The organism is Cryobacterium algoricola (assembly GCF_004402485.1).
Classification (GTDB): Bacteria; Actinomycetota; Actinomycetes; order Actinomycetales; family Microbacteriaceae; genus Cryobacterium; species Cryobacterium algoricola.
This window is the reverse complement of the sequence record NZ_SOFG01000021.1, coordinates 1-16299: the sequence shown is the minus strand read 5'-3', so window position 1 is coordinate 16299 and position 16299 is coordinate 1. Positions and strand designations below refer to the sequence as shown.

General features: G+C 70.6%; 19 protein-coding genes. 12 read left to right on the top strand and 7 right to left on the bottom strand.

Features of this window, described 5'->3' with window-relative positions:
• The first annotated feature begins 45 nt into the window (after positions 1-45).
• The 3 genes from E3O44_RS15120 to panD all read left to right on the top strand — a co-directional run bounded on the left by E3O44_RS15120 (position 46) and on the right by panD (position 2245).
• On the top strand, positions 46-678 hold the full coding sequence (locus E3O44_RS15120) for an FKBP-type peptidyl-prolyl cis-trans isomerase (RefSeq protein WP_134535612.1): 633 nt from the start codon (positions 46-48) through the stop codon (positions 676-678).
• 102 nt (positions 679-780) lie between these two features.
• Positions 781-1752: an FKBP-type peptidyl-prolyl cis-trans isomerase gene (locus E3O44_RS15115; RefSeq protein ID WP_241976361.1), complete on the top strand. Its 972-nt coding sequence runs from the start codon at positions 781-783 to the stop codon at positions 1750-1752.
• Between the two features lie 82 nt (positions 1753-1834).
• Positions 1835-2245, top strand: a complete 411-nt coding sequence (panD, locus tag E3O44_RS15110) for an aspartate 1-decarboxylase (RefSeq protein WP_134535610.1) — start codon at positions 1835-1837, stop codon at positions 2243-2245.
• On the opposite strand, the gene E3O44_RS15105 is transcribed toward panD, so the two are convergent.
• Positions 2198-2734 carry a pyridoxamine 5'-phosphate oxidase family protein gene (locus tag E3O44_RS15105; RefSeq protein ID WP_198415961.1) on the bottom strand — a complete coding sequence of 179 codons (537 nt, stop codon included), beginning with the start codon at positions 2732-2734 and terminating at the stop codon, positions 2198-2200. The two genes, panD and E3O44_RS15105, sit on opposite strands and share 48 nt — an antisense overlap.
• Positions 2735-2879: 145 nt before the next feature.
• On the opposite strand from E3O44_RS15105, the gene E3O44_RS15100 reads away from it, so the two are divergent.
• Positions 2880-3677, top strand: a complete 798-nt coding sequence (locus E3O44_RS15100; RefSeq protein WP_134535609.1) for a transglutaminase-like domain-containing protein — start codon at positions 2880-2882, stop codon at positions 3675-3677.
• Positions 3678-3843: 166 nt separating this feature from the next.
• Here the strand turns inward: E3O44_RS15100 and E3O44_RS15095 are convergent, their stop codons facing one another.
• The 3 genes from E3O44_RS15095 to E3O44_RS15085 all read right to left on the bottom strand — a co-directional run bounded on the left by E3O44_RS15095 (position 3844) and on the right by E3O44_RS15085 (position 6520).
• Entirely contained in the window at positions 3844-4485 is a 642-nt protein-coding gene (locus E3O44_RS15095) for a potassium channel family protein (RefSeq protein WP_198415960.1), read from the bottom strand.
• Between the two features lie 95 nt (positions 4486-4580).
• Complete coding sequence (locus tag E3O44_RS15090; RefSeq protein ID WP_198415958.1) at positions 4581-5255, bottom strand: response regulator transcription factor; 675 nt, start codon at positions 5253-5255, stop codon at positions 4581-4583.
• Entirely contained in the window at positions 5252-6520 is a 1269-nt protein-coding gene (locus E3O44_RS15085; protein ID WP_134535607.1) for a sensor histidine kinase, read from the bottom strand. Before E3O44_RS15085 ends, E3O44_RS15090 begins: the two co-directional genes overlap by 4 nt.
• A gap of 236 nt (positions 6521-6756) precedes the next feature.
• Here E3O44_RS15085 and E3O44_RS15080 point away from each other — a divergent pair, with 236 nt between their 5' ends.
• Both E3O44_RS15080 and E3O44_RS15075 read left to right on the top strand, forming a co-directional pair.
• On the top strand, positions 6757-7455 hold the full coding sequence (locus E3O44_RS15080; protein ID WP_134535606.1) for an ABC transporter ATP-binding protein: 699 nt from the start codon (positions 6757-6759) through the stop codon (positions 7453-7455).
• Complete coding sequence (locus tag E3O44_RS15075) at positions 7452-8753, top strand: ABC transporter permease (RefSeq protein WP_134535605.1); 1302 nt, start codon at positions 7452-7454, stop codon at positions 8751-8753. The genes E3O44_RS15080 and E3O44_RS15075 overlap by 4 nt, the downstream gene beginning before the upstream one ends.
• Positions 8754-8914: 161 nt before the next feature.
• Here the strand turns inward: E3O44_RS15075 and E3O44_RS15070 are convergent, their stop codons facing one another.
• Positions 8915-9598, bottom strand: coding sequence for a TetR/AcrR family transcriptional regulator (locus tag E3O44_RS15070; protein ID WP_134535604.1), 684 nt, complete (start codon positions 9596-9598; stop codon positions 8915-8917).
• Between the two features lie 69 nt (positions 9599-9667).
• On the opposite strand from E3O44_RS15070, the gene E3O44_RS15065 reads away from it, so the two are divergent.
• The 4 genes from E3O44_RS15065 (at position 9668) to E3O44_RS15050 (ending at position 12747) form a co-directional block, all read left to right on the top strand.
• The gene (locus tag E3O44_RS15065) at positions 9668-10684 is read left to right on the top strand and encodes an ATP-binding cassette domain-containing protein (protein WP_134535603.1); all 1017 of its coding nucleotides are present in this window, start codon (positions 9668-9670) and stop codon (positions 10682-10684) included.
• Positions 10681-11511, top strand: coding sequence for an ABC transporter permease (locus E3O44_RS15060; protein ID WP_134535602.1), 831 nt, complete (start codon positions 10681-10683; stop codon positions 11509-11511). The genes E3O44_RS15065 and E3O44_RS15060 overlap by 4 nt, the downstream gene beginning before the upstream one ends.
• Positions 11512-11621: 110 nt before the next feature.
• The gene (locus E3O44_RS15055; protein WP_134535601.1) at positions 11622-12050 is read left to right on the top strand and encodes a VOC family protein; all 429 of its coding nucleotides are present in this window, start codon (positions 11622-11624) and stop codon (positions 12048-12050) included.
• The gene (locus E3O44_RS15050; protein WP_134535600.1) at positions 12043-12747 is read left to right on the top strand and encodes a GyrI-like domain-containing protein; all 705 of its coding nucleotides are present in this window, start codon (positions 12043-12045) and stop codon (positions 12745-12747) included. The genes E3O44_RS15055 and E3O44_RS15050 overlap by 8 nt, the downstream gene beginning before the upstream one ends.
• A gap of 270 nt (positions 12748-13017) precedes the next feature.
• On the opposite strand, the gene E3O44_RS15045 is transcribed toward E3O44_RS15050, so the two are convergent.
• Complete coding sequence (locus tag E3O44_RS15045) at positions 13018-13809, bottom strand: LysR family substrate-binding domain-containing protein (RefSeq protein ID WP_166792677.1); 792 nt, start codon at positions 13807-13809, stop codon at positions 13018-13020.
• An 87-nt stretch (positions 13810-13896) separates the two neighbouring features.
• Between E3O44_RS15045 and E3O44_RS15040 the strand changes: the two genes are divergently transcribed.
• Positions 13897-14337 carry a DUF5997 family protein gene (locus E3O44_RS15040; protein WP_174775088.1) on the top strand — a complete coding sequence of 147 codons (441 nt, stop codon included), beginning with the start codon at positions 13897-13899 and terminating at the stop codon, positions 14335-14337.
• A gap of 305 nt (positions 14338-14642) precedes the next feature.
• Here the strand turns inward: E3O44_RS15040 and E3O44_RS15035 are convergent, their stop codons facing one another.
• Entirely contained in the window at positions 14643-15401 is a 759-nt protein-coding gene (locus E3O44_RS15035) for an alpha/beta hydrolase (protein WP_134535598.1), read from the bottom strand.
• 215 nt (positions 15402-15616) lie between these two features.
• On the opposite strand from E3O44_RS15035, the gene E3O44_RS15030 reads away from it, so the two are divergent.
• Positions 15617-16204, top strand: coding sequence for an NUDIX hydrolase family protein (locus tag E3O44_RS15030; protein ID WP_134446366.1), 588 nt, complete (start codon positions 15617-15619; stop codon positions 16202-16204).
• Positions 16205-16299: the final 95 nt, after the last annotated feature.

The following is a 16299-nucleotide window of genomic DNA, read 5'->3' as shown; positions in this document are numbered from 1 at the left end:
GCGGGCACGCCAATCGGGGCCGCCCGCCGACAAGAAGGTCCACGCGTGCGCAGCTACCCCGCCCTCATCTCCCTCGGAGCCTCCGCAGGTCTCGTCGCGGTCTGCGTCGTGCTCGCCCTCACCGGGTGCAGCCCGGCCGCGACCCGGTCACCGGCCGCCCCTGCCGGCTGCGCCCAGCCCGGGGCGGCCTCCGATGCCGTGGCCGCGCCGGGGGCCGTCGGCACTGTGCCGGAGGTCAGCTTCACGACGCCACTGACCGCCGCGGACACCGAGCGCACCGTCCTGACCGCCGGCACCGGGGTCCCGGTGCAGACCGGCGACTACGTGGAAATCGGCGTGGCGTTCTACAACGGCAGGACCGGTGCGAAGATCGACGCCCGAGGCTTCGGGCCCGGCACCTCCGGCCTCGACACCGGAGCCCCCGTCGGGGTGAACCTCGCAGCACCGGCCGGCACCCTGCCCGCCATCCTCAAGGGCGTCACCTGCTCCACGGTGGGCTCCCGGGTCGCCGTCGTCGCGAACCCGGCGGATGCCTGGGGAGCGAAGGAGAACGTCGACCTCGACCTCCACGCGAACGACAACGTCGTCATCGTCGTCGACGTGCTCGCGGCAGCGGCGACCCCGCCCGTCGCGACCGATGTCCCCGCGACAGGCGCACCCGACACCAACGTCGGTTAGCGACGGCCGGCGGGCGGCCGATTCAGGCTACTCATAGATGCATGGTCCATACTGACCGAGGCCCATCATCGCAGAGACCACTCTCGAAAAAGAAAGATCAGCGTGCGCAAACTTCCAGCCCTCATCACCGTCGCAACCGTCGCGGTGCTCGCCCTCACCGGGTGCAGCGGATCCCCGTCGTCGACTCCGACGGCATCCGCCGCTGCCGCGCTGACCTGCACGGACCCCGGCACGAGCTCCAATGCCGTGACCGTCGCCGGTGACGCCGGTGTCGAGCCGACGGTCACCTTCACGGCGCCGCTCACCGCGACCGCGACCGAACGCACCGTGATCACCAAGGGCGACGGCGACGCCGTCAACACCGGTGACGCCGTCGAGATCGCGTACACCGCCTACAACGCCACCTCGGGCACCAAGCTCAACGCCGGCGGGTACGGCGCAGAAGCCGGCCTGACCGTCACGGTCGCCGAAACCGGCTCCGTCATCCCCGGCATCCTCAAGGGCATCGCGTGCTCCACCATCGGCTCGCGCGTCGCCGTCGTCGTGCCGCCGGTCGACGCGTTCGGCACCACGGGCAACACGGACCTCAACGTGTCCGCGACCGACAACATCATCTTCGTGATCGACGTCAAGGGCAAGGTGCCCACCCGCGCGAGCGGAGCAGACCAGGCACCGCAGGACGGTTTCCCCACCGTCGCGCTCGCCGACGACGGCGCCCCGACGATCACCATCCCGAAGGCCGACGCGCCGACCGAGCTCAAGACCGAGGTCCTCAAGAAGGGCGACGGCGCGACCGTCGCCGACGGCGCGACCGTGACCGTGCAGTACGCGGGCGTCGTCTGGGCCACCGGAAAGGTCTTCGACCAGAGCTGGGGCAAGGGCGGCCCGGCCACCTTCGCGACGGCCAATGTCGTCCCCGGCTTCGCCCAGGGCCTGATCGGCCAGACCGTCGGCTCGCAGGTCGTCATCGTCATCCCGCCGGCACTCGGCTACGGCAGCACCGGCAACGAGACCGCGGGCATCTCGGGAACGGACACGCTCGTGTTCGTCGTCGACATCCTCGCGACCGCGTAGTCGCCGAGCAGCGTCATCGCCTAACCAGACACCCGTACCAGGCGGCGGCCTTCGGGCCGCCGCCGGAAGGCCCAGTTCCACCATGCAGCGCACCATGTTCAAGTCCAAGATCCACCGCGCCACCGTGACGCAGTCCGACCTGCACTACGTCGGCTCGCTGACCGTCGACGAGGACCTGATGGAGGCCGGTGACCTGCTCGCCGGTGAACGCGTGAGCATCGTCGACGTCAACAACGGCAGCCGCTTCGAGACCTACCTCATCGCTGGCAAGCGCGGCAGCGGGGTCATCGGCCTGAACGGGGCCGCCGCCCGCCTCGGCATGCAGGGCGACCTGATCATCATCATCTCCTACGCGCAGATGAGCGACGAGGAAGCCCGCAGCTACGTCCCCGTCGTCGTGCACGTCGATGCCGACAACCGGATCGTTGCGGTCGACGCAGACCCCTCAGGTGTACATGTCGCCGGCCTGAGCCGTCCGCCGCTCACTGCCTGACGTCGAGCGCTCCTCGAACCGGCCGGTCTTCTCGGTCAGCCGGATCCGGTACAGAACCGGCGCCTGACCGGATGCCGCCACCCGGCCCGCCGAGGGCGGCATCGGCTCCGACGCGGTCGTCCGGATCCCGTGGAACGTTCCGTCGGGACCCGAGACCGGCTGCGCCGTCGTCGAGGTCACGTAGGGTGCGAGCCGGGCGAGCAGCTTGCGGAGGCCGTCGTCGGCATCCGCGCCGTGGAGTTCCTCGAACTCGCCCCACGCGACGACGGTGCGCCAGTTCGCGAGGTCGTCGAGCTGCTCGACCTCGAAGCAGACGGCGGGGTTGGCCCGCATCATCTCGACCTTCGTGCCCGCGGCGCTGTGCGCATAGACGGAGTCGCCGTCGAAGGCGTAGGTGATCGGCACGATATAGGTGCGGCCGTCGCTGTGGCAGCCGATCCGGCCGACGACGCTGGTGTGCAGTACTGCATCGATTTCACGAGTGTTCAATTCCCCGAGCATGACCCCAGCATGGACCCGCCCGGCGAGGCGCACCAGTGCCCGGGATCGGCTCATCCGGCGTGTCCCTGCGACCGGCGCGACGCGCTGGCGAGGGCGGTACCGCGAGGCGCCGGGCGCATGCCATCATCGTGGGATGGAACGTAACGCATCCGCTCGCCTCGCCCTCGACGTGCGGGCGCCCGCCCGCCTGATTCTCTCGATCGGCGTCGCCGAAGACCCGGCCGTCTCGGTCGTGGAGACCTTCACGGCGACGCAGGACGGCACGCCCCTGGCGGCGCGGATCGTGTTCGACCAGCACGGCACGCGGCTGCACGTCGTCGAGGCGGAGGCGGGCTCCATCGACATCGACTACCTCGTCACCGCGACCGGGCAGGCGAGCGACGCCGGCTTCTCGGAGATCGACCTCGTGCGCTACCTGCGCCCGAGCCGGTACTGCGAATCCGACCGGCTCTGGGGCACGGCGGCCGCCGAATTCGCCGGGCTCTCCGGCACCGTTCTCATGAACGCCGTTGCCGCGTGGGTCGGCGGGAAGCTGCGCTACGAGCCGGGGTCGAGCCTGCCGACCGACGGCGCCGTGCGTACCCTGATCGACCGGCAGGGCGTCTGCCGGGACTTCGCGCACCTCGTCGTCGCGCTGCTCCGCGCGCGGGACGTTCCGGCCAGGGTCGTCTCCGTCTACGCGCCCGGGCTCTCGCCGATGGACTTCCACGCGGTCGCCGAGGTCTTCGTCGACGACGCCTGGCATGTCGTGGACGCGACCGGGCTCGCCCCGCGGCAGACGCTCCTGCGCATCGCGACCGGCCGCGACGCCGCGGACACCGCCTTCCTCACCACGATCGGCGGGGCAGTGTTCCTCCGCGACCTGACCGTGACCGCGACCGTGGACACCCTGCCCCGCGACGACCGGTACTCGCTGGTGCGCCTGCACTGAGCGGATGCGCCCCCTCGCGCATCCGTCGCCGCGCCGGTTTCGGCAGCCCGCGCCCGTGCGCATCCGCCGCCGCGCACGTTTCGGCAGGCCGCGCCCGCCGTTTCGGGAGCGGGCTGCGGATTCGGTCGCGGAAGCGGGGCGCGGCGATCTCAGCCGCCCGGTCGCCTCACTTGCCGGCGCCCTGGTCTCGGGTGAGCTCGGCGACCCGGTCGACGATCCACGAAGCGAGCGTCGCCGTCACGACACCGACGAGGGCGATCCCGCCGAGCATGAGGGCGACGGCGATCAGCCGGCCCTCGATCGTCACGGGGGTGAAGTCGCCGTAGCCGACGGTCGCGATCGTGACGAAGGTCCACCAGAGCGCGTTGCCGAACGAGGTGATGTTCGCGCCGGGGGCGTGCCGCTCGGCGTCGAGCACCGCGAGCGAGGCGAGGAACACGAGCAGGACCGTCGCGGTCGTGACGTAGATGCCGACCCGGGATCGCACCGCCGTCCCCGGCGAGCGGGGAAAGACGGACAGGGCGGTCACGAGGCGGAGCAGGCGCAACGAACGCAGTACCGGCAGCACGACGACGAGCAGGTCGAAGAGGTGCGTTCGAAACCACAACCAGTGCTGGGGCGCGAGCACGAGGTTCATCAGGTAGTCGAGAAGGAACACCGACCAGGCCGCTTCGAGCACGAAGGTCAGGATGAGCCCGGGTTCGCCCTGGACATCGGCGAGAACCTTCCAGGCGTAGTCGACCAGGAAGATCGTGGCCGCCCCGAGGAGCGGCCACTGCACGAGCTGCTGCCAGCGTTCTTGAGTCATGCCCACACTCTAGGAGGACCGCCGCCCGCGCGGCAGGGCCGGTCGGCGGCATCCGCATGCCTGCTGCCGGGGCGGCGGATGCCGCGACGCGCGGGTCAGCCGCCGGCGCCGGGAACGAGCAGCCCGCTCTCGTAGGCGATCACGACGAGCTGCGCCCGGTCGTGCGCGTAGAGCTTGGCCATAGTGCGGTTGACGTGGGTCTTCGCGGTCAGCGGCGAGATGAACAGGCCGGCGGCGATCTCGTCGTTCGACCGCCCGCGCGCGACGAGCGTGAGGACCTCCCGTTCCCGCTCGGTCAGGTGCGCGAGGCTCGGCGGCACCGCGGCCGCGCGCCCGGGCTCCGCGGGGAGTACGTACCGGCGGATCAGGCTCTGCGTCGCCGTGGGGGAGAGCAGGGCGTCGCCCTGGTGGATCGTGCGGATTGCCCGCATCAGGTCGGCGGCCTCCGTGCCCTTGCCGATGAAACCGCCGGCACCGGCCCGCAGCGCCTGCACGACGTACTCGTCTTCCTCGAAGGTCGTCAGGATCAGGATGCGGACGGCCGCGAGCCCGGGATCCGCGCAGATCGCGCGGGTCGCCTCGATGCCGTCGAGCACGGGCATGCGGATGTCCATCAGGACTACATCGGGCAGCAGCAGCCGGGACTGGGCGAGCGCTTCGGCCCCGTCAGCGGCTTCGCCGACGACCTCGAGGTCGGGCTCGTGCCTGACCAGTTCGCGCACGGCCGTGCGGATGAGGGTCTGGTCGTCCGCGATCAGGACCCGGATCACGAAGTCGCCTCGCCGGCCGGGGTCGCGGTCCCGCATGTCGTCGTCGCACCGGACTGTGCCGCATTGTCGGGGGCCGTCGGGTGCAGGTCCGGGCCCGGCATCGGGCTCGCAACGGGCAGGCTCACGGCGAGCCGGAACGTGTCCGGGGGACGCACGCCGAACTCCACCGTGCCGCCGATGGTGCCCGCGCGCTCGGCGACGCCGGCGAGACCATGGCCGGTCGGGGCATCCGCTGCGGGATCGATCGCGTGGAAGGCGACCGGGTTCTCGACCTCGATGTCGACGCTGTCGCTGCCGTAGCTGATGCGGAGCTCTGCGGTGTGGCCGGCGCCGTGCTTGTGCGCGTTGGTGAGGGCCTCCTGCACGATCCGGTAGGCGATGGTGTCGATGGGGGCGGGCAGCCGGGTGCCCGCGCCGCGCACGCGCACGGTCACGGCGAGGCCGTCGCGGGCGAAGTCGGCCAGCAGCGCGTCGACCCGGCCGAGGCCGATTTCGGCGGCCGGGGGCCGGGGGCGGCCGGCCGAGTCGTCCCTGAGTACGGCGAGCATTGTGCCGATCTCGCGCAGCACCGCCTGGGCGGCCTGACGGATCGTGGTGAGCGATTCCTGTGCGTCGGCGGGCCGGTCGGGCAGGGCCTGGGTGGCGACCCCGGCGTGCAGGTTGATCACGGCCATCTGGTGGGCGACGGCGTCGTGCAGCTCGCGGGCGATGCGTAGCCGGTCTTCGGCGACCCGGCGCAGCGCCTCGGATTCGCGGGTCTCCTCCGCGTTCCTGGCGCGTTCGGTGATCGCGGTGATGTACGCGCGGCGCGACCGCACCGCGTCACCGGTCGCACCGGCGAACCCGATGATCGCCGCGAACTGCAGCACCCGGGGTTCGAGCAGGCTGCCCGGGGTGACGACCAGGCTGGTCACCACGAGGGCGAACGCGTTGAGCGAGGTGGCCACGATGGTCGTGCGCCGGTCGGTGCGCTCGGCGACGTTGAAGGCGGCGAACGCCGTGGGCGCGACGAAGGCGGTGAGGGGCACGCCGAGGCTGCCGGCGATCATGAACAGGGCGACGCAGACCGCGAGAACCTGCAGCGGCCAGCGCCGCCGCACCAGCAGCGCCGCGGCGGCGGTGACGGCGACGAGGGTGCCTGCGACGCTCGGCACCACCCGGAAGTTGCCGCCGGCGGGGAGGAACGCGCTCGCGAGCACCACGAGGGTGATCAGTGTGTCGGTGGCCCAGCGCGGCAGGTGCGCGTGGCTGTACATCGAGGTCATCTCCCAAGGATGCCCCCTGCGCCGGGCTGCGGCATCCTCCCGGGGGACGAGAGGCCGTACCGCGCCTGCGGTACGGCAGGTTGCTGCCGCAGGAGGATGCCCGGCGCGACGGATGCCGCGACGCTGGAACAGTGCCGGCTCGCGGCATCCGCCAGGCCCCACCCGGCGCACCCATGCAGCCCGGCACGCCGCCACCCACGCAGCCCACAGCGCTACATCACCCGGAGGAGAACTCGATGTCCCATCCCATACTCGCCGCCTACGACCTGAAGAAGTCGTACGGTCGCGGCCCGAACCGATTCGACGCGCTCAAGGGGGTCACCCTGGAGATCTTCGCCGGCGAGTCCGTCGCCATCGTCGGCAAGAGCGGCTCGGGCAAGTCCACCCTGATGCACCTGCTCGCCCTGCTCGACAAGCCGAGCACCGGCACCGTCGAGCTCGGCGGCAGCGACACCGCGACCCTGAAGGGGAAGCGGCTCAACGAGACGCGCAACAAGACCTTCGGGTTCGTCTTCCAGCAGTTCTTCCTCACGCCGGGGGCATCCGTGCTCGAGAACGTCGTGTTGCCGCTCAAGATCGCCGGCATCGGCTCGCGGAGCCGCAAGGTGCGGGGACACGCGGCACTCGACCGCCTCGAACTCGGCGACAAGGCGAAGAGCAAGGCCAACGCCCTGTCCGGCGGCCAGAAGCAGCGGGCCGTGATCGCCCGCGCCCTCGTCAACGATCCGCGGATCATCTTCGCCGACGAGCCCACCGGCAACCTCGACAGTGCCACCGGCGCGATCGTCGAGGACATCCTCTTCGGGCTCAACCGCGAGCAGGGCATCACCCTGATCATCGTGACCCACGACGAGGACCTCGCCGCCCGCTGCGACCGCCGGGTGTACATTCGCGACGGCCTCGTCGTCACCGAGGAAGCCCGGGTGGCAGCATGAGGGCCATCGACGTCGTCGGCTCGGCCATCGGCAACAGCTTCCGCAGCCGCCTGCGCACCACGCTCACCGTGCTCGCGATCTTCATCGGCGCGTTCACGCTCACCATTACCAACGGCCTCGGCACCGGGATCAACGCCTACATCACCGACACCGTCGCAGCCATCGGCGCGAATGACGTGCTCACCGTGACGAAGGTGTCGGCGGATGCGACGACGACCGGCCCGCAGGAGTACTCGCCCGACCAGATCACCAGTGGTGGGGGCGCGGCCGGGGGCGCCGCGGGGAGGACGACCGTCGCCGCGATCACCCCGGCGGACCTCACCACGATCGCCGCCATCGACGGGGTCACGTCCGTGCAGCCGAGCCTCTCGGTCACCCCGGACTATGTGACGACGGGCAGCAGCAAGAAGTACCGGCTCGGGCTCGGCAGCTTCGTCACCGGCACGACGCTGCAACTGTCCGCGGGCGCCCAGCTCGACCCGGACTCGTCAGAGCTGCAGATCGCGCTGCCGGTGTCGTTCGTCGAGCCGCTCGGGTTCGCGAGCGACGCGGATGCGATCGGCACCACCGTGCAGATCGGCATCACTTCGGCCTCGGGAACGCAGAGTGTCATCGACGCGACCGTCGTCGGGGTCTCGGAGGCCGGTCTCGGTGCGACCGGGAACGCGACCGCGAACACCGCGCTCACGACCGCGCTCTACGACGTGCAGAGCGTCGGACGCAGCGCGACCGCGAAGGACAGTTACGCCCAGGCCGTCGTGCACTTCGACCAGAACGCCTCGGCGAGCGAGGTCACCGCGCTCCAGGGTCGCTTCACCGCCGCGGGCTTCACCGCCAGGACGGTCGCCGACCAGATCGGCACCTTCAAGTCGGTGATCGACGCGATCGTGCTCGTGCTCAACGCGTTCGCCGTGATCGCGCTGCTCGCCGCGAGCTTCGGCATCGTCAACACGCTCCTGATGAGCGTGCAGGAGCGCACCCGCGAGATCGGTCTGATGAAGGCGATGGGCATGGGAGCCGGCCGGATCTTCGGCCTGTTCAGCATCGAGGCCGCGTTCATCGGCTTCCTCGGCAGCGCGATCGGCGCCGGCATCGCCATGATCGTGGGCACGGTCGTGAGCACCGCGCTCTCGGGTGCGCTGTTCGCGAACCTGCCCGGGCTCACCCTGATCGCGTTCACGCCGGGGTCGATCATCGCGATCATCCTGATCGTGATGGGCATCGCCTTCCTCGCCGGCACTCTGCCGGCCTGGCGTGCCGCACGGCAGGACCCGATCGAGTCGCTCCGCTACGAGTAGCGGGGTCGGTCGCCGCGCCGGTTTCGGCAGGCCGCGCCCGAAAGGGCGGTAGCGGCTTGCGGAAACCGGCGCGGGGGTGCCATGAAGGGGGCGCGGCTTGCGGAAACCGGCGCGGGGGTGCTCGCCGGGCGAGCGGATGCGCCGGGCGCGGGGTGCGTCGGCTACAGGCCCTGCTCGACCATCGTCACGACCCGGCCGATCAGCGCCTGGGCCGCCTGCGGCGGCAAAGCCCGGAGCGGGCCGTCCAAGAGCAGCGAGGCAAGGCCGTGCACCGCTGACCAGGCCAGGAACTCGGCGCCCGGCCGACGCTCGGCGGGGAGGGCTCCCGTGGTCACGAGATCGTCGAGCGCCTCGCTGAGCAGCTGGAACGGGGTCAGTCCGCGCGCGCCGGCCCGTGCGGCGCTCGTCGCGCTCTCGAGGTCGGACGAGGCCGTGAAAGCGGTGCGGAACAGCCCCGGTTCGGCCAGGGCGAAACGCAGGTAGCCGGTTCCGACGGCGCGAAATCGAAGCCGGGCCGTGGTCGCGTCCATCGTCGTCCCCGAGGCGGATGCGGCGGCATCCGCCACCGGAATCGCCGCCTGCTCGTCCTCGATCGCGCGGGCGACGCCGGACTGGCACTCCGAGCAGACCGCCTCGAGGAGAGCCTGCCGGTCTGCGAAGTGCCGGTATGCGGCGTTGGGGGAGACCCCGGCGCGGCGGGTCGCCTCGCGGAGCACGACCGCGGCCGGACCGCCCGAGCGGGCGAGCTCGAGACCGGCGTCGATCAGGGCACGCCTCAGGTCGCCGTGTCGGTAGGTCGTGCGACCATGGGATTCGGTGGCTGGATCGGTGTTCGTGGTTGTCAAAGTGAGGCCGCCTCGTTACGCTGGAGACCGAATGTGTACAACGTCCACAATAGCGCGGGGATAGACACGATGACGATCATCGAGGCCACGGGCCTGACCAAGACGTACCGCTCCAAGAGCGGGCCGGTGCATGCGCTTGCCGGGCTCGACCTCTCGGTGCCGCGGGGCAGCGTGAAGGCCCTGCTCGGTCCGAACGGTGCGGGCAAGACCACCGTCGTGAAGATGCTCACGACCCTGATCCGGCCCGATTCCGGTACGGCGTTCGTCGACGGCATCGACGTCGTCGCCGACCCGAAGGCCGTGCGCCGGATCATCGGGGTGTCCGGCCAGTACGCGGCCGTCGACGAGAACCTGACCGGCTTCGAGAACCTCGAAATGGTCGGCCGGCTCTACCACCTCGGCGGCCCGGCGGCCCGGCGTCGCGCCCAGGAACTCATCGACCTCTTCGAACTCACCGCGGCGGGCAACCGCCCGGTCAAGGGCTTCTCCGGAGGCATGCGCCGGAGAATCGACCTCGCGGGCGCGCTCGTGATCAACCCCAAGGTGCTCTTCCTCGACGAGCCGACCACCGGGCTCGACCCGCGCAGCCGCATCGCTCTCTGGAACGTGATCAAGCGACTCGTCGCCGACGGCACGACCGTGCTGCTCACGACACAGTACCTCGAAGAGGCCGACCAGCTCGCCGACGACATCGTCGTGGTCGACGACGGTCGGGTCATCGCGGAGGGCACCTCCGACCAGCTCAAGGCGCAGATCGGCGGGCACCGCCTCGAAGTCGCCCTCGTCGACGCCGGCGCCGGCGCGAGCGAGGCGGCCCGCGGCATCCTCGCCCGCTTCGGCGACGGCGAACCGATTGTCACGAGCGACGGCCGCGGCCTCGAGGTCGCGGTGACGGACGGCCCGCTCGCCCTGCAGCACGTGCTCGCCGCCCTCGGCGACGCGGGCATCGAGCTGCACGACGCCGGCATGCGCCGCCCGACCCTCGACGACGTCTTCCTCAAACTCACCGGGCACAAGGCTGACAAGGCGCAGGGCGCAGCGGATGACGACACTCTCGACAAGAAGGAAGCGGTGAAGACCCGATGAGCGCGATCTCCACAACCCTGCCGAGCTGGAACCCGTTCTCGCTGTGGTACTCCGACGGCTGGACCGTCACCAAGCGCAACCTGATCAAGATCAAGCGCTCCCCGGACATGCTCGTCTTCGCCGTGATCCAGCCGGTGATGTTCGTGCTGCTCTTCAGCCAGGTCTACGGCGGTGCGATCCAGGTGCAGGGCACCGATTACACCCAGTTCCTGATGGCGGGCATCTTCGCCCAGACCGTCGTCTTCGGGTCGACGTTTTCCGGGTCGGCGATGGCGCTCGATCTCAAGGAGGGCATCATCGACCGGTTCCGCAGCCTGCCGATGAGCTCGTCCGCTGTGCTGATCGGGCGGACGAACAGCGACCTCGTGCTCAACACCATTTCGATGGTCATCATGATGGCGACCGGCCTCGCCGTCGGCTGGCGGGTGAACTCCTCGCCGGCCGAGTTCCTGGCCGGGGTCGGGCTGTTGCTGCTGTTCAGCTACGCGTTCAGCTGGGTGATGGCGCTGCTCGGCATGAGCGTGAAGAGCCCCGAGGTGATCAACAACGCCTCGTTCCTGATCCTGTTCCCGCTGACCTTCGTCTCGAACGCCTTCGTGCCGAGCGACACCCTGCCCACCCCGCTGCGGATCTTCGCGGAGTGGAACCCGGTTTCCTCGCTCGTGCAGGCGGCGCGGCAGCTCTTCGGCAATGAGGGCACCGCGCCGGTGCCCGATATCTGGACCATGCAGCATCCGATCCAGACGGTGTTGATCGGCATCACCGTCATGCTCGTCGTGTTCGTGCCGCTCTGCATCCGCAAGTTCGCATCGATCAGTTCGCGGTAGCGTGACGACGGGCGATGTCGGTCGACGACCGCCTCGGTTTGGAGTCCGCAGCGGTTGACCTCCGCCGGTCGGGGCGACCTGTTCCATCCACTCACACAAGGGAGATCGACATGACTGAGTCAGAGACCGGAGCGGCGACGACCGACCGGGGGATCGGCATCCTCGAGGCATTCAGTGGTTTCGCGGTGCCCGACATCGAGGCGGCGCGCGCCTTCTACGGCGGCACGCTCGGACTCACCGTGACCGACGGCGGTATGGGCCTGCTGCGCATCGAGCTGCCCGGCGGGGCGCACGTGATCGCCTATCCGAAGGCCGATCACGTTCCGGCGACGTACACCATGCTCAACCTTGCGGTCGGGGACGTCGACGTCGCCGTCGACGCGCTCACGGCCCGGGGAGTGGTCTTCGAACGCTACGCGGGCTCGCCTCAGGACGAGAAGGGCATCATGCGCGGGTACGGACCGACGATCGCCTGGTTCACGGACCCGGCCGGCAACATCCTCTCGGTGCTCGAGGATTCGGCACAGCCCGATGAGTAACGAGGTGCCGTTCACGACCGACCGGCGCACCGGCCAATTGCGTGCGCCGCGGAACACCGCGCCGCGGTCGACGGGACCCTACGACGTGAAGCGGGAGGACAAGGCCCTGTATGCGCCGACGAACCGTGACTGGGAGCTGATCGAGGTTCCCGCGCAGCGGTTCATCGCGGTCGACGGGCGCGGCGACCCGAACGTCGCGCCCGCGTACACCGAGGCGGTCGAGGCCCTCTATGCCGTCGCGTATGCGATCAAGTTCGCGGCCAAGCGCGGCCTCGGGCGCGACCTCGTCGTCGCCCCGCTCGAAGGGCTCTGGTACGCCGCCGACCCGGCCGGCTATGCCGCGTTCGCCGCGGGCGACAAGGCGGCGTGGAGCTGGACGATGCTGATCAGCCAGCCAGACTGGGTGACGGATGCCTTCATCACTGACGCCGTCACGGCGACGGTGGCGAAGAAGAAGCTTCCCGCCCTCGGGAGCGTGCGCATCGAGTCCCTCGACGAGGGCCTCTGCGCGCAACTGCTGCACGTCGGACCCTACGACGACGAGGCGCCCGCGCTCGCGCGGCTGCACGGGGAGTTCCTGACCGAACACGGGCTGCGCCTGAACGGAATGCACCACGAGGTGTACCTCGGGGACCCGCGGCGAGCCGCCCCGGACAAACTCAAGACGGTCCTGCGGCAGCCGGTCGGCCCCGCCTGAGTCCGGCATCTGCCGCGGCGCTGCCGGCCTCCCGAGCCAGTTGCGCCGCTTCGCGCCAACTGTGTCGGCAGAATCCGGTCCGCGCGCCGGTTGCGCCGTTCCGCGCCAACTGTGTCGGCAGAATCCGGTCCGCGCGCCAGTTGCGCCGCTTCGCGCCACGCGTGCCTGGCGCGAAGCGGCGCTTGTGGCGCGCGAAGACCTGCGCGCGGCGGATGCGGTGGCCGAGCCCGGCATCCGCTGCCGGCAGCCGGCAGCCGGCAGCCGCGCGGCTCAGCGGCCGGTGCGCTTGCCGAGCTTGAGGTTCGCGGTGCTGCGGGTGCGGCCGGGCGCGGACTGGGTCTTCTTGGCCACGGCCGGCTTCGCCTTCGCGGCGGCGACGCGCAACGCCTTCGCGGCCGCCTTGGCCTTGTCGGTCTTCTTTTCCTTCTTGACCTTCTCGCCGCCGGCCGGCACCGAGTCGACCCGGGAACTGGCCTTCGTACGGCCGCGCACGATGCCGATGAACTCTTCGATGTCCTCGGTCGTCTCGGCGGCGAGCCACGCGAGGGAGACCTGGCTCTCGGCGACGTCCTCGACGGGGCGGGAGACGAGGTCCTTGCGGCTGTGCAGCCGGGCGATCGAATGCGGCACGATCACGATGCCGACGCCCGCGGCGACGAGCTCCATGGTCTCGTCCATGTCGCGCACAGCGGCGAGCGGGCGGCGGATGCCGTCGCGCACCTCGGTCGCCACGTCGCGCCACTCGGGAACGGCGTCGGGGTCCTGCAGCAGGTGCTCGTCGGCGAGGTCGGCGACGAGCAGGCTGTCGGCGTCGGCGATGAAATGGTCCTTCGCGGCGACGACGACCGGGATTTCCCGGTACAGCGCGATCAGGCTCAGGTCGTGCTCGTCGACCGGGAGCCGCACGATGCTGACCTGCGCGCGGCCGTCGTGGAGCACGGCGGACTGCTCGTCCGGCATGGTGCGGAAGACCTCGAGGGGCTGGTCGGGGCGCCGTTCTGCCCAGGCGCGGGTCCACTTGGTCGGCGTGACGCCGGCGGCGAAGGCGATGGAAAAGGTCACCGGCATCCTCTCTGTTTGTGGCGCGCGGGGCGGCTCACCGTTATGATCCGCCGAAGCGGTGGTGCTCTCAGGCTATACGCTGGACTGATGAGCGAGAAGAAGACCCAGACCATGAAGCCCGCAACGGCGGCCCAGAAGCTCGGGATTCTGCTCGAGGCAGCCCCCGAAGACTTCCAGAACACCCTGATTTCGCGCACCGAGCTCACCGAACTCGACACGAACCCGCCGGAGTGGCTCGTCGAACTGCGCGCCAACGGCCCGCACCCCAAGCAGGTCGTCGCCGCGAAGCTCGGCGTCTCGATCTCCGGGCTCACGCGCGGCAAGGTCACCGAGCCGCTCACGAGCGCCGAGATCCTCGCGCTGCTGCAGCAGCCGCCGGCGTGGCTGGTCACCGAGCGCGCCACCCAGTTCGAGGTGCGCGAGGAGCAGATCCGCGTCAAGGACCGCGACGCCGAGCGCGCCCGCAAGGCCGCGCACGCCGCCCGGTTCGCCGCCCAGAACGAGAAGGCCGCCGCGAAGAAGCGCTAGCCCGCGCGCTCGCTTTCCCACGCTGTGCCCGTACCAATTCGACGGACTCTTTGGTTCTTGGTACGCAAGAGCCCGGGTTAAGCGCTTTCCGGCAGAAACTTCATCGAATTGGTGGGGTCGAGCGGATGCCTGGACGCGCGCCGCCGGTGGCGGGGAACGCAATGTCGGAGTTTTTCGCGACTCGCGGCATCCGCTGCCGTCGCAGACGGCGTGTCGCGAAAAACTCCGACTTTGCGACGCGGGAGACCCCGCGGCAGTGCGGGGACGGCGCGTCGGCGTGCTGCGCGCGAAAAACTCCGACGTTGTTACGCGTCGGTGCCTGCTGGTGCGCCCGCGTACTGGGTGCGGAGGAATCCGACGATGTCGGAGAGTTCGCCCTGCGAGATCGAGTGGCCCATGCCCTCGTAGATGCGCTCGGTGAGCACTGAGTGGCCGGGCAGCCAGTCCTGGGTGCGGCCGACGGCATCCGCCTGGATCACCGGGTCTGCGGTGCCGCGCCCCCAGAACACCGGGACGGGCCGTTCGGCGAGGTCGGCGTCACCGGGCTGGGGCGCCGCGGCGACGAAGCCCGAGAGCTGCACCGCGAACGTGAACCGGTCGGGTGCCTGGCGCAGCAGCTGCAGCGCCATCGCGCCGCCCTGCGAGAAGCCGAGCAGCCCGACGGATGCCGGCGGCACGACGAGCGCGTCGAGCCAGGCGAGCACGCCGTCCGTTGCCGCCTCGATAGCGGACGCGCTCGGGGAGCTCGGGTTGACGTTCTCGCCGGGGACGCCGATCGGGAACCAGGCCCAGCCGTCGCCGACCGGCAGCGGTGCGCGCAGCGCCGCAAGGACCGGTGTGAGCGGGAGGTGCGGCGCGAGCGAGAAGAGGTCGCCCTCGTGGGAGCCATAGCCGTGCAGGATCAGCAGTAGCGGCCGCCCGACCCGGTCGGCGTCGGACGCCGACCAGAGCACCGCGCCGGGATCGATAGCGAGGGCGGCAGAGATGGATGCACCGTCATCGGTGCTCCCGGTGCTCCCGGTGTTCCCGGTGCCGCCGGTGTTCTCCAGATCGTGGTCGTCCATGTCGGTCCTCCTGCCGTGCGCCGAGGCCGGAACGCGTCGACCAGTCAATACTTCCACTGCCTCGACCCCGGATGCTGCGCCGACCCCGCATTCTGCGCCGCCCGCCCGAGGAGCGCGACTACTCCGCAGGCTTACAGGAGGAGCCTGCGGGCGAACGCGACTCGCCCCAAACGGAGCAGGGCGCATCCGTTCCCCGGTTAGGGGAGAATGAGTGCATGAGCGTGCGCACCCCTGACCCCGACCCGGACTGGACGCCTGGCCCCGAGAACATCCAGCCACCCAATCAGAATCAGGGCTGGCTGAGCGATGTCGAACTCGCGGACATCCGCCGGCGCCTGCCGATCCTCTACATCGAGGCCGTCCCCGTGCGGGTCGACGGGCTCGGCCAGGTCGTCGAACTCGGCGTGCTGCTGCGCGCGCGGCCGACCGGCGAGATGACGCGCACCCTGGTCTCCGGGCGCGTGCTCTACGGCGAGACCCTGCGCGACGCGCTGTTCCGGCACCTCGAGAAGGACCTCGGGCCGATGGCGTTCCCGCAGCTGCCCGCGAGCCCGGTGCCGTTCTCGGTCGCCGAGTACTTCCCGCTGCCCGGCATCACCGCCTTCACGGATGAGCGCCAGCACGCCGTCTCGCTGGCCTACGTCGTGCCCGTCACCGGCACCTGCGACCCCCGCCAGGACGCGCTCGAACTCACCTGGATGACGCCGCTCGAGGCGGCATCCGAGGCCGTGTCCGCCGAGATGGAGGGCGGCCGCGGCTCCCTGCTGCGGATGGCGCTCGCCTCGGTCGGTCAGCTGCGCTGACGCGCCCGGTGGGCGAGCCGCCTGCCGCAGCCGCAGCCGCGGCCGCAGCCGCCGCACCCGCCGCTACGAACCGGCCGTGGGAGCGGGGGCCGGCG

Excerpts from the sequence above, each read along its gene's own strand:
- panD (WP_134535610.1), top strand. The coding sequence starts at position 1,835 with ATGCAGCGCACCATGTTCAAGTCCAAGATCCACCGCGCCACCGTGACG.
- E3O44_RS15100 (WP_134535609.1), top strand. The coding sequence starts at position 2,880 with ATGGAACGTAACGCATCCGCTCGCCTCGCCCTCGACGTGCGGGCGCCC.
- E3O44_RS15095 (WP_198415960.1), bottom strand. The coding sequence starts at position 4,485 with ATGACTCAAGAACGCTGGCAGCAGCTCGTGCAGTGGCCGCTCCTCGGG.
- E3O44_RS15085 (WP_134535607.1), bottom strand. The coding sequence starts at position 6,520 with ATGACCTCGATGTACAGCCACGCGCACCTGCCGCGCTGGGCCACCGAC.
- E3O44_RS15080 (WP_134535606.1), top strand. The coding sequence starts at position 6,757 with ATGTCCCATCCCATACTCGCCGCCTACGACCTGAAGAAGTCGTACGGT.
- E3O44_RS15075 (WP_134535605.1), top strand. The coding sequence starts at position 7,452 with ATGAGGGCCATCGACGTCGTCGGCTCGGCCATCGGCAACAGCTTCCGC.
- E3O44_RS15065 (WP_134535603.1), top strand. The coding sequence starts at position 9,668 with ATGACGATCATCGAGGCCACGGGCCTGACCAAGACGTACCGCTCCAAG.
- E3O44_RS15060 (WP_134535602.1), top strand. The coding sequence starts at position 10,681 with ATGAGCGCGATCTCCACAACCCTGCCGAGCTGGAACCCGTTCTCGCTG.
- E3O44_RS15055 (WP_134535601.1), top strand. The coding sequence starts at position 11,622 with ATGACTGAGTCAGAGACCGGAGCGGCGACGACCGACCGGGGGATCGGC.
- E3O44_RS15050 (WP_134535600.1), top strand. The coding sequence starts at position 12,043 with ATGAGTAACGAGGTGCCGTTCACGACCGACCGGCGCACCGGCCAATTG.
- E3O44_RS15040 (WP_174775088.1), top strand. The coding sequence starts at position 13,897 with ATGAGCGAGAAGAAGACCCAGACCATGAAGCCCGCAACGGCGGCCCAG.
- E3O44_RS15035 (WP_134535598.1), bottom strand. The coding sequence starts at position 15,401 with ATGGACGACCACGATCTGGAGAACACCGGCGGCACCGGGAACACCGGG.
- E3O44_RS15030 (WP_134446366.1), top strand. The coding sequence starts at position 15,617 with ATGAGCGTGCGCACCCCTGACCCCGACCCGGACTGGACGCCTGGCCCC.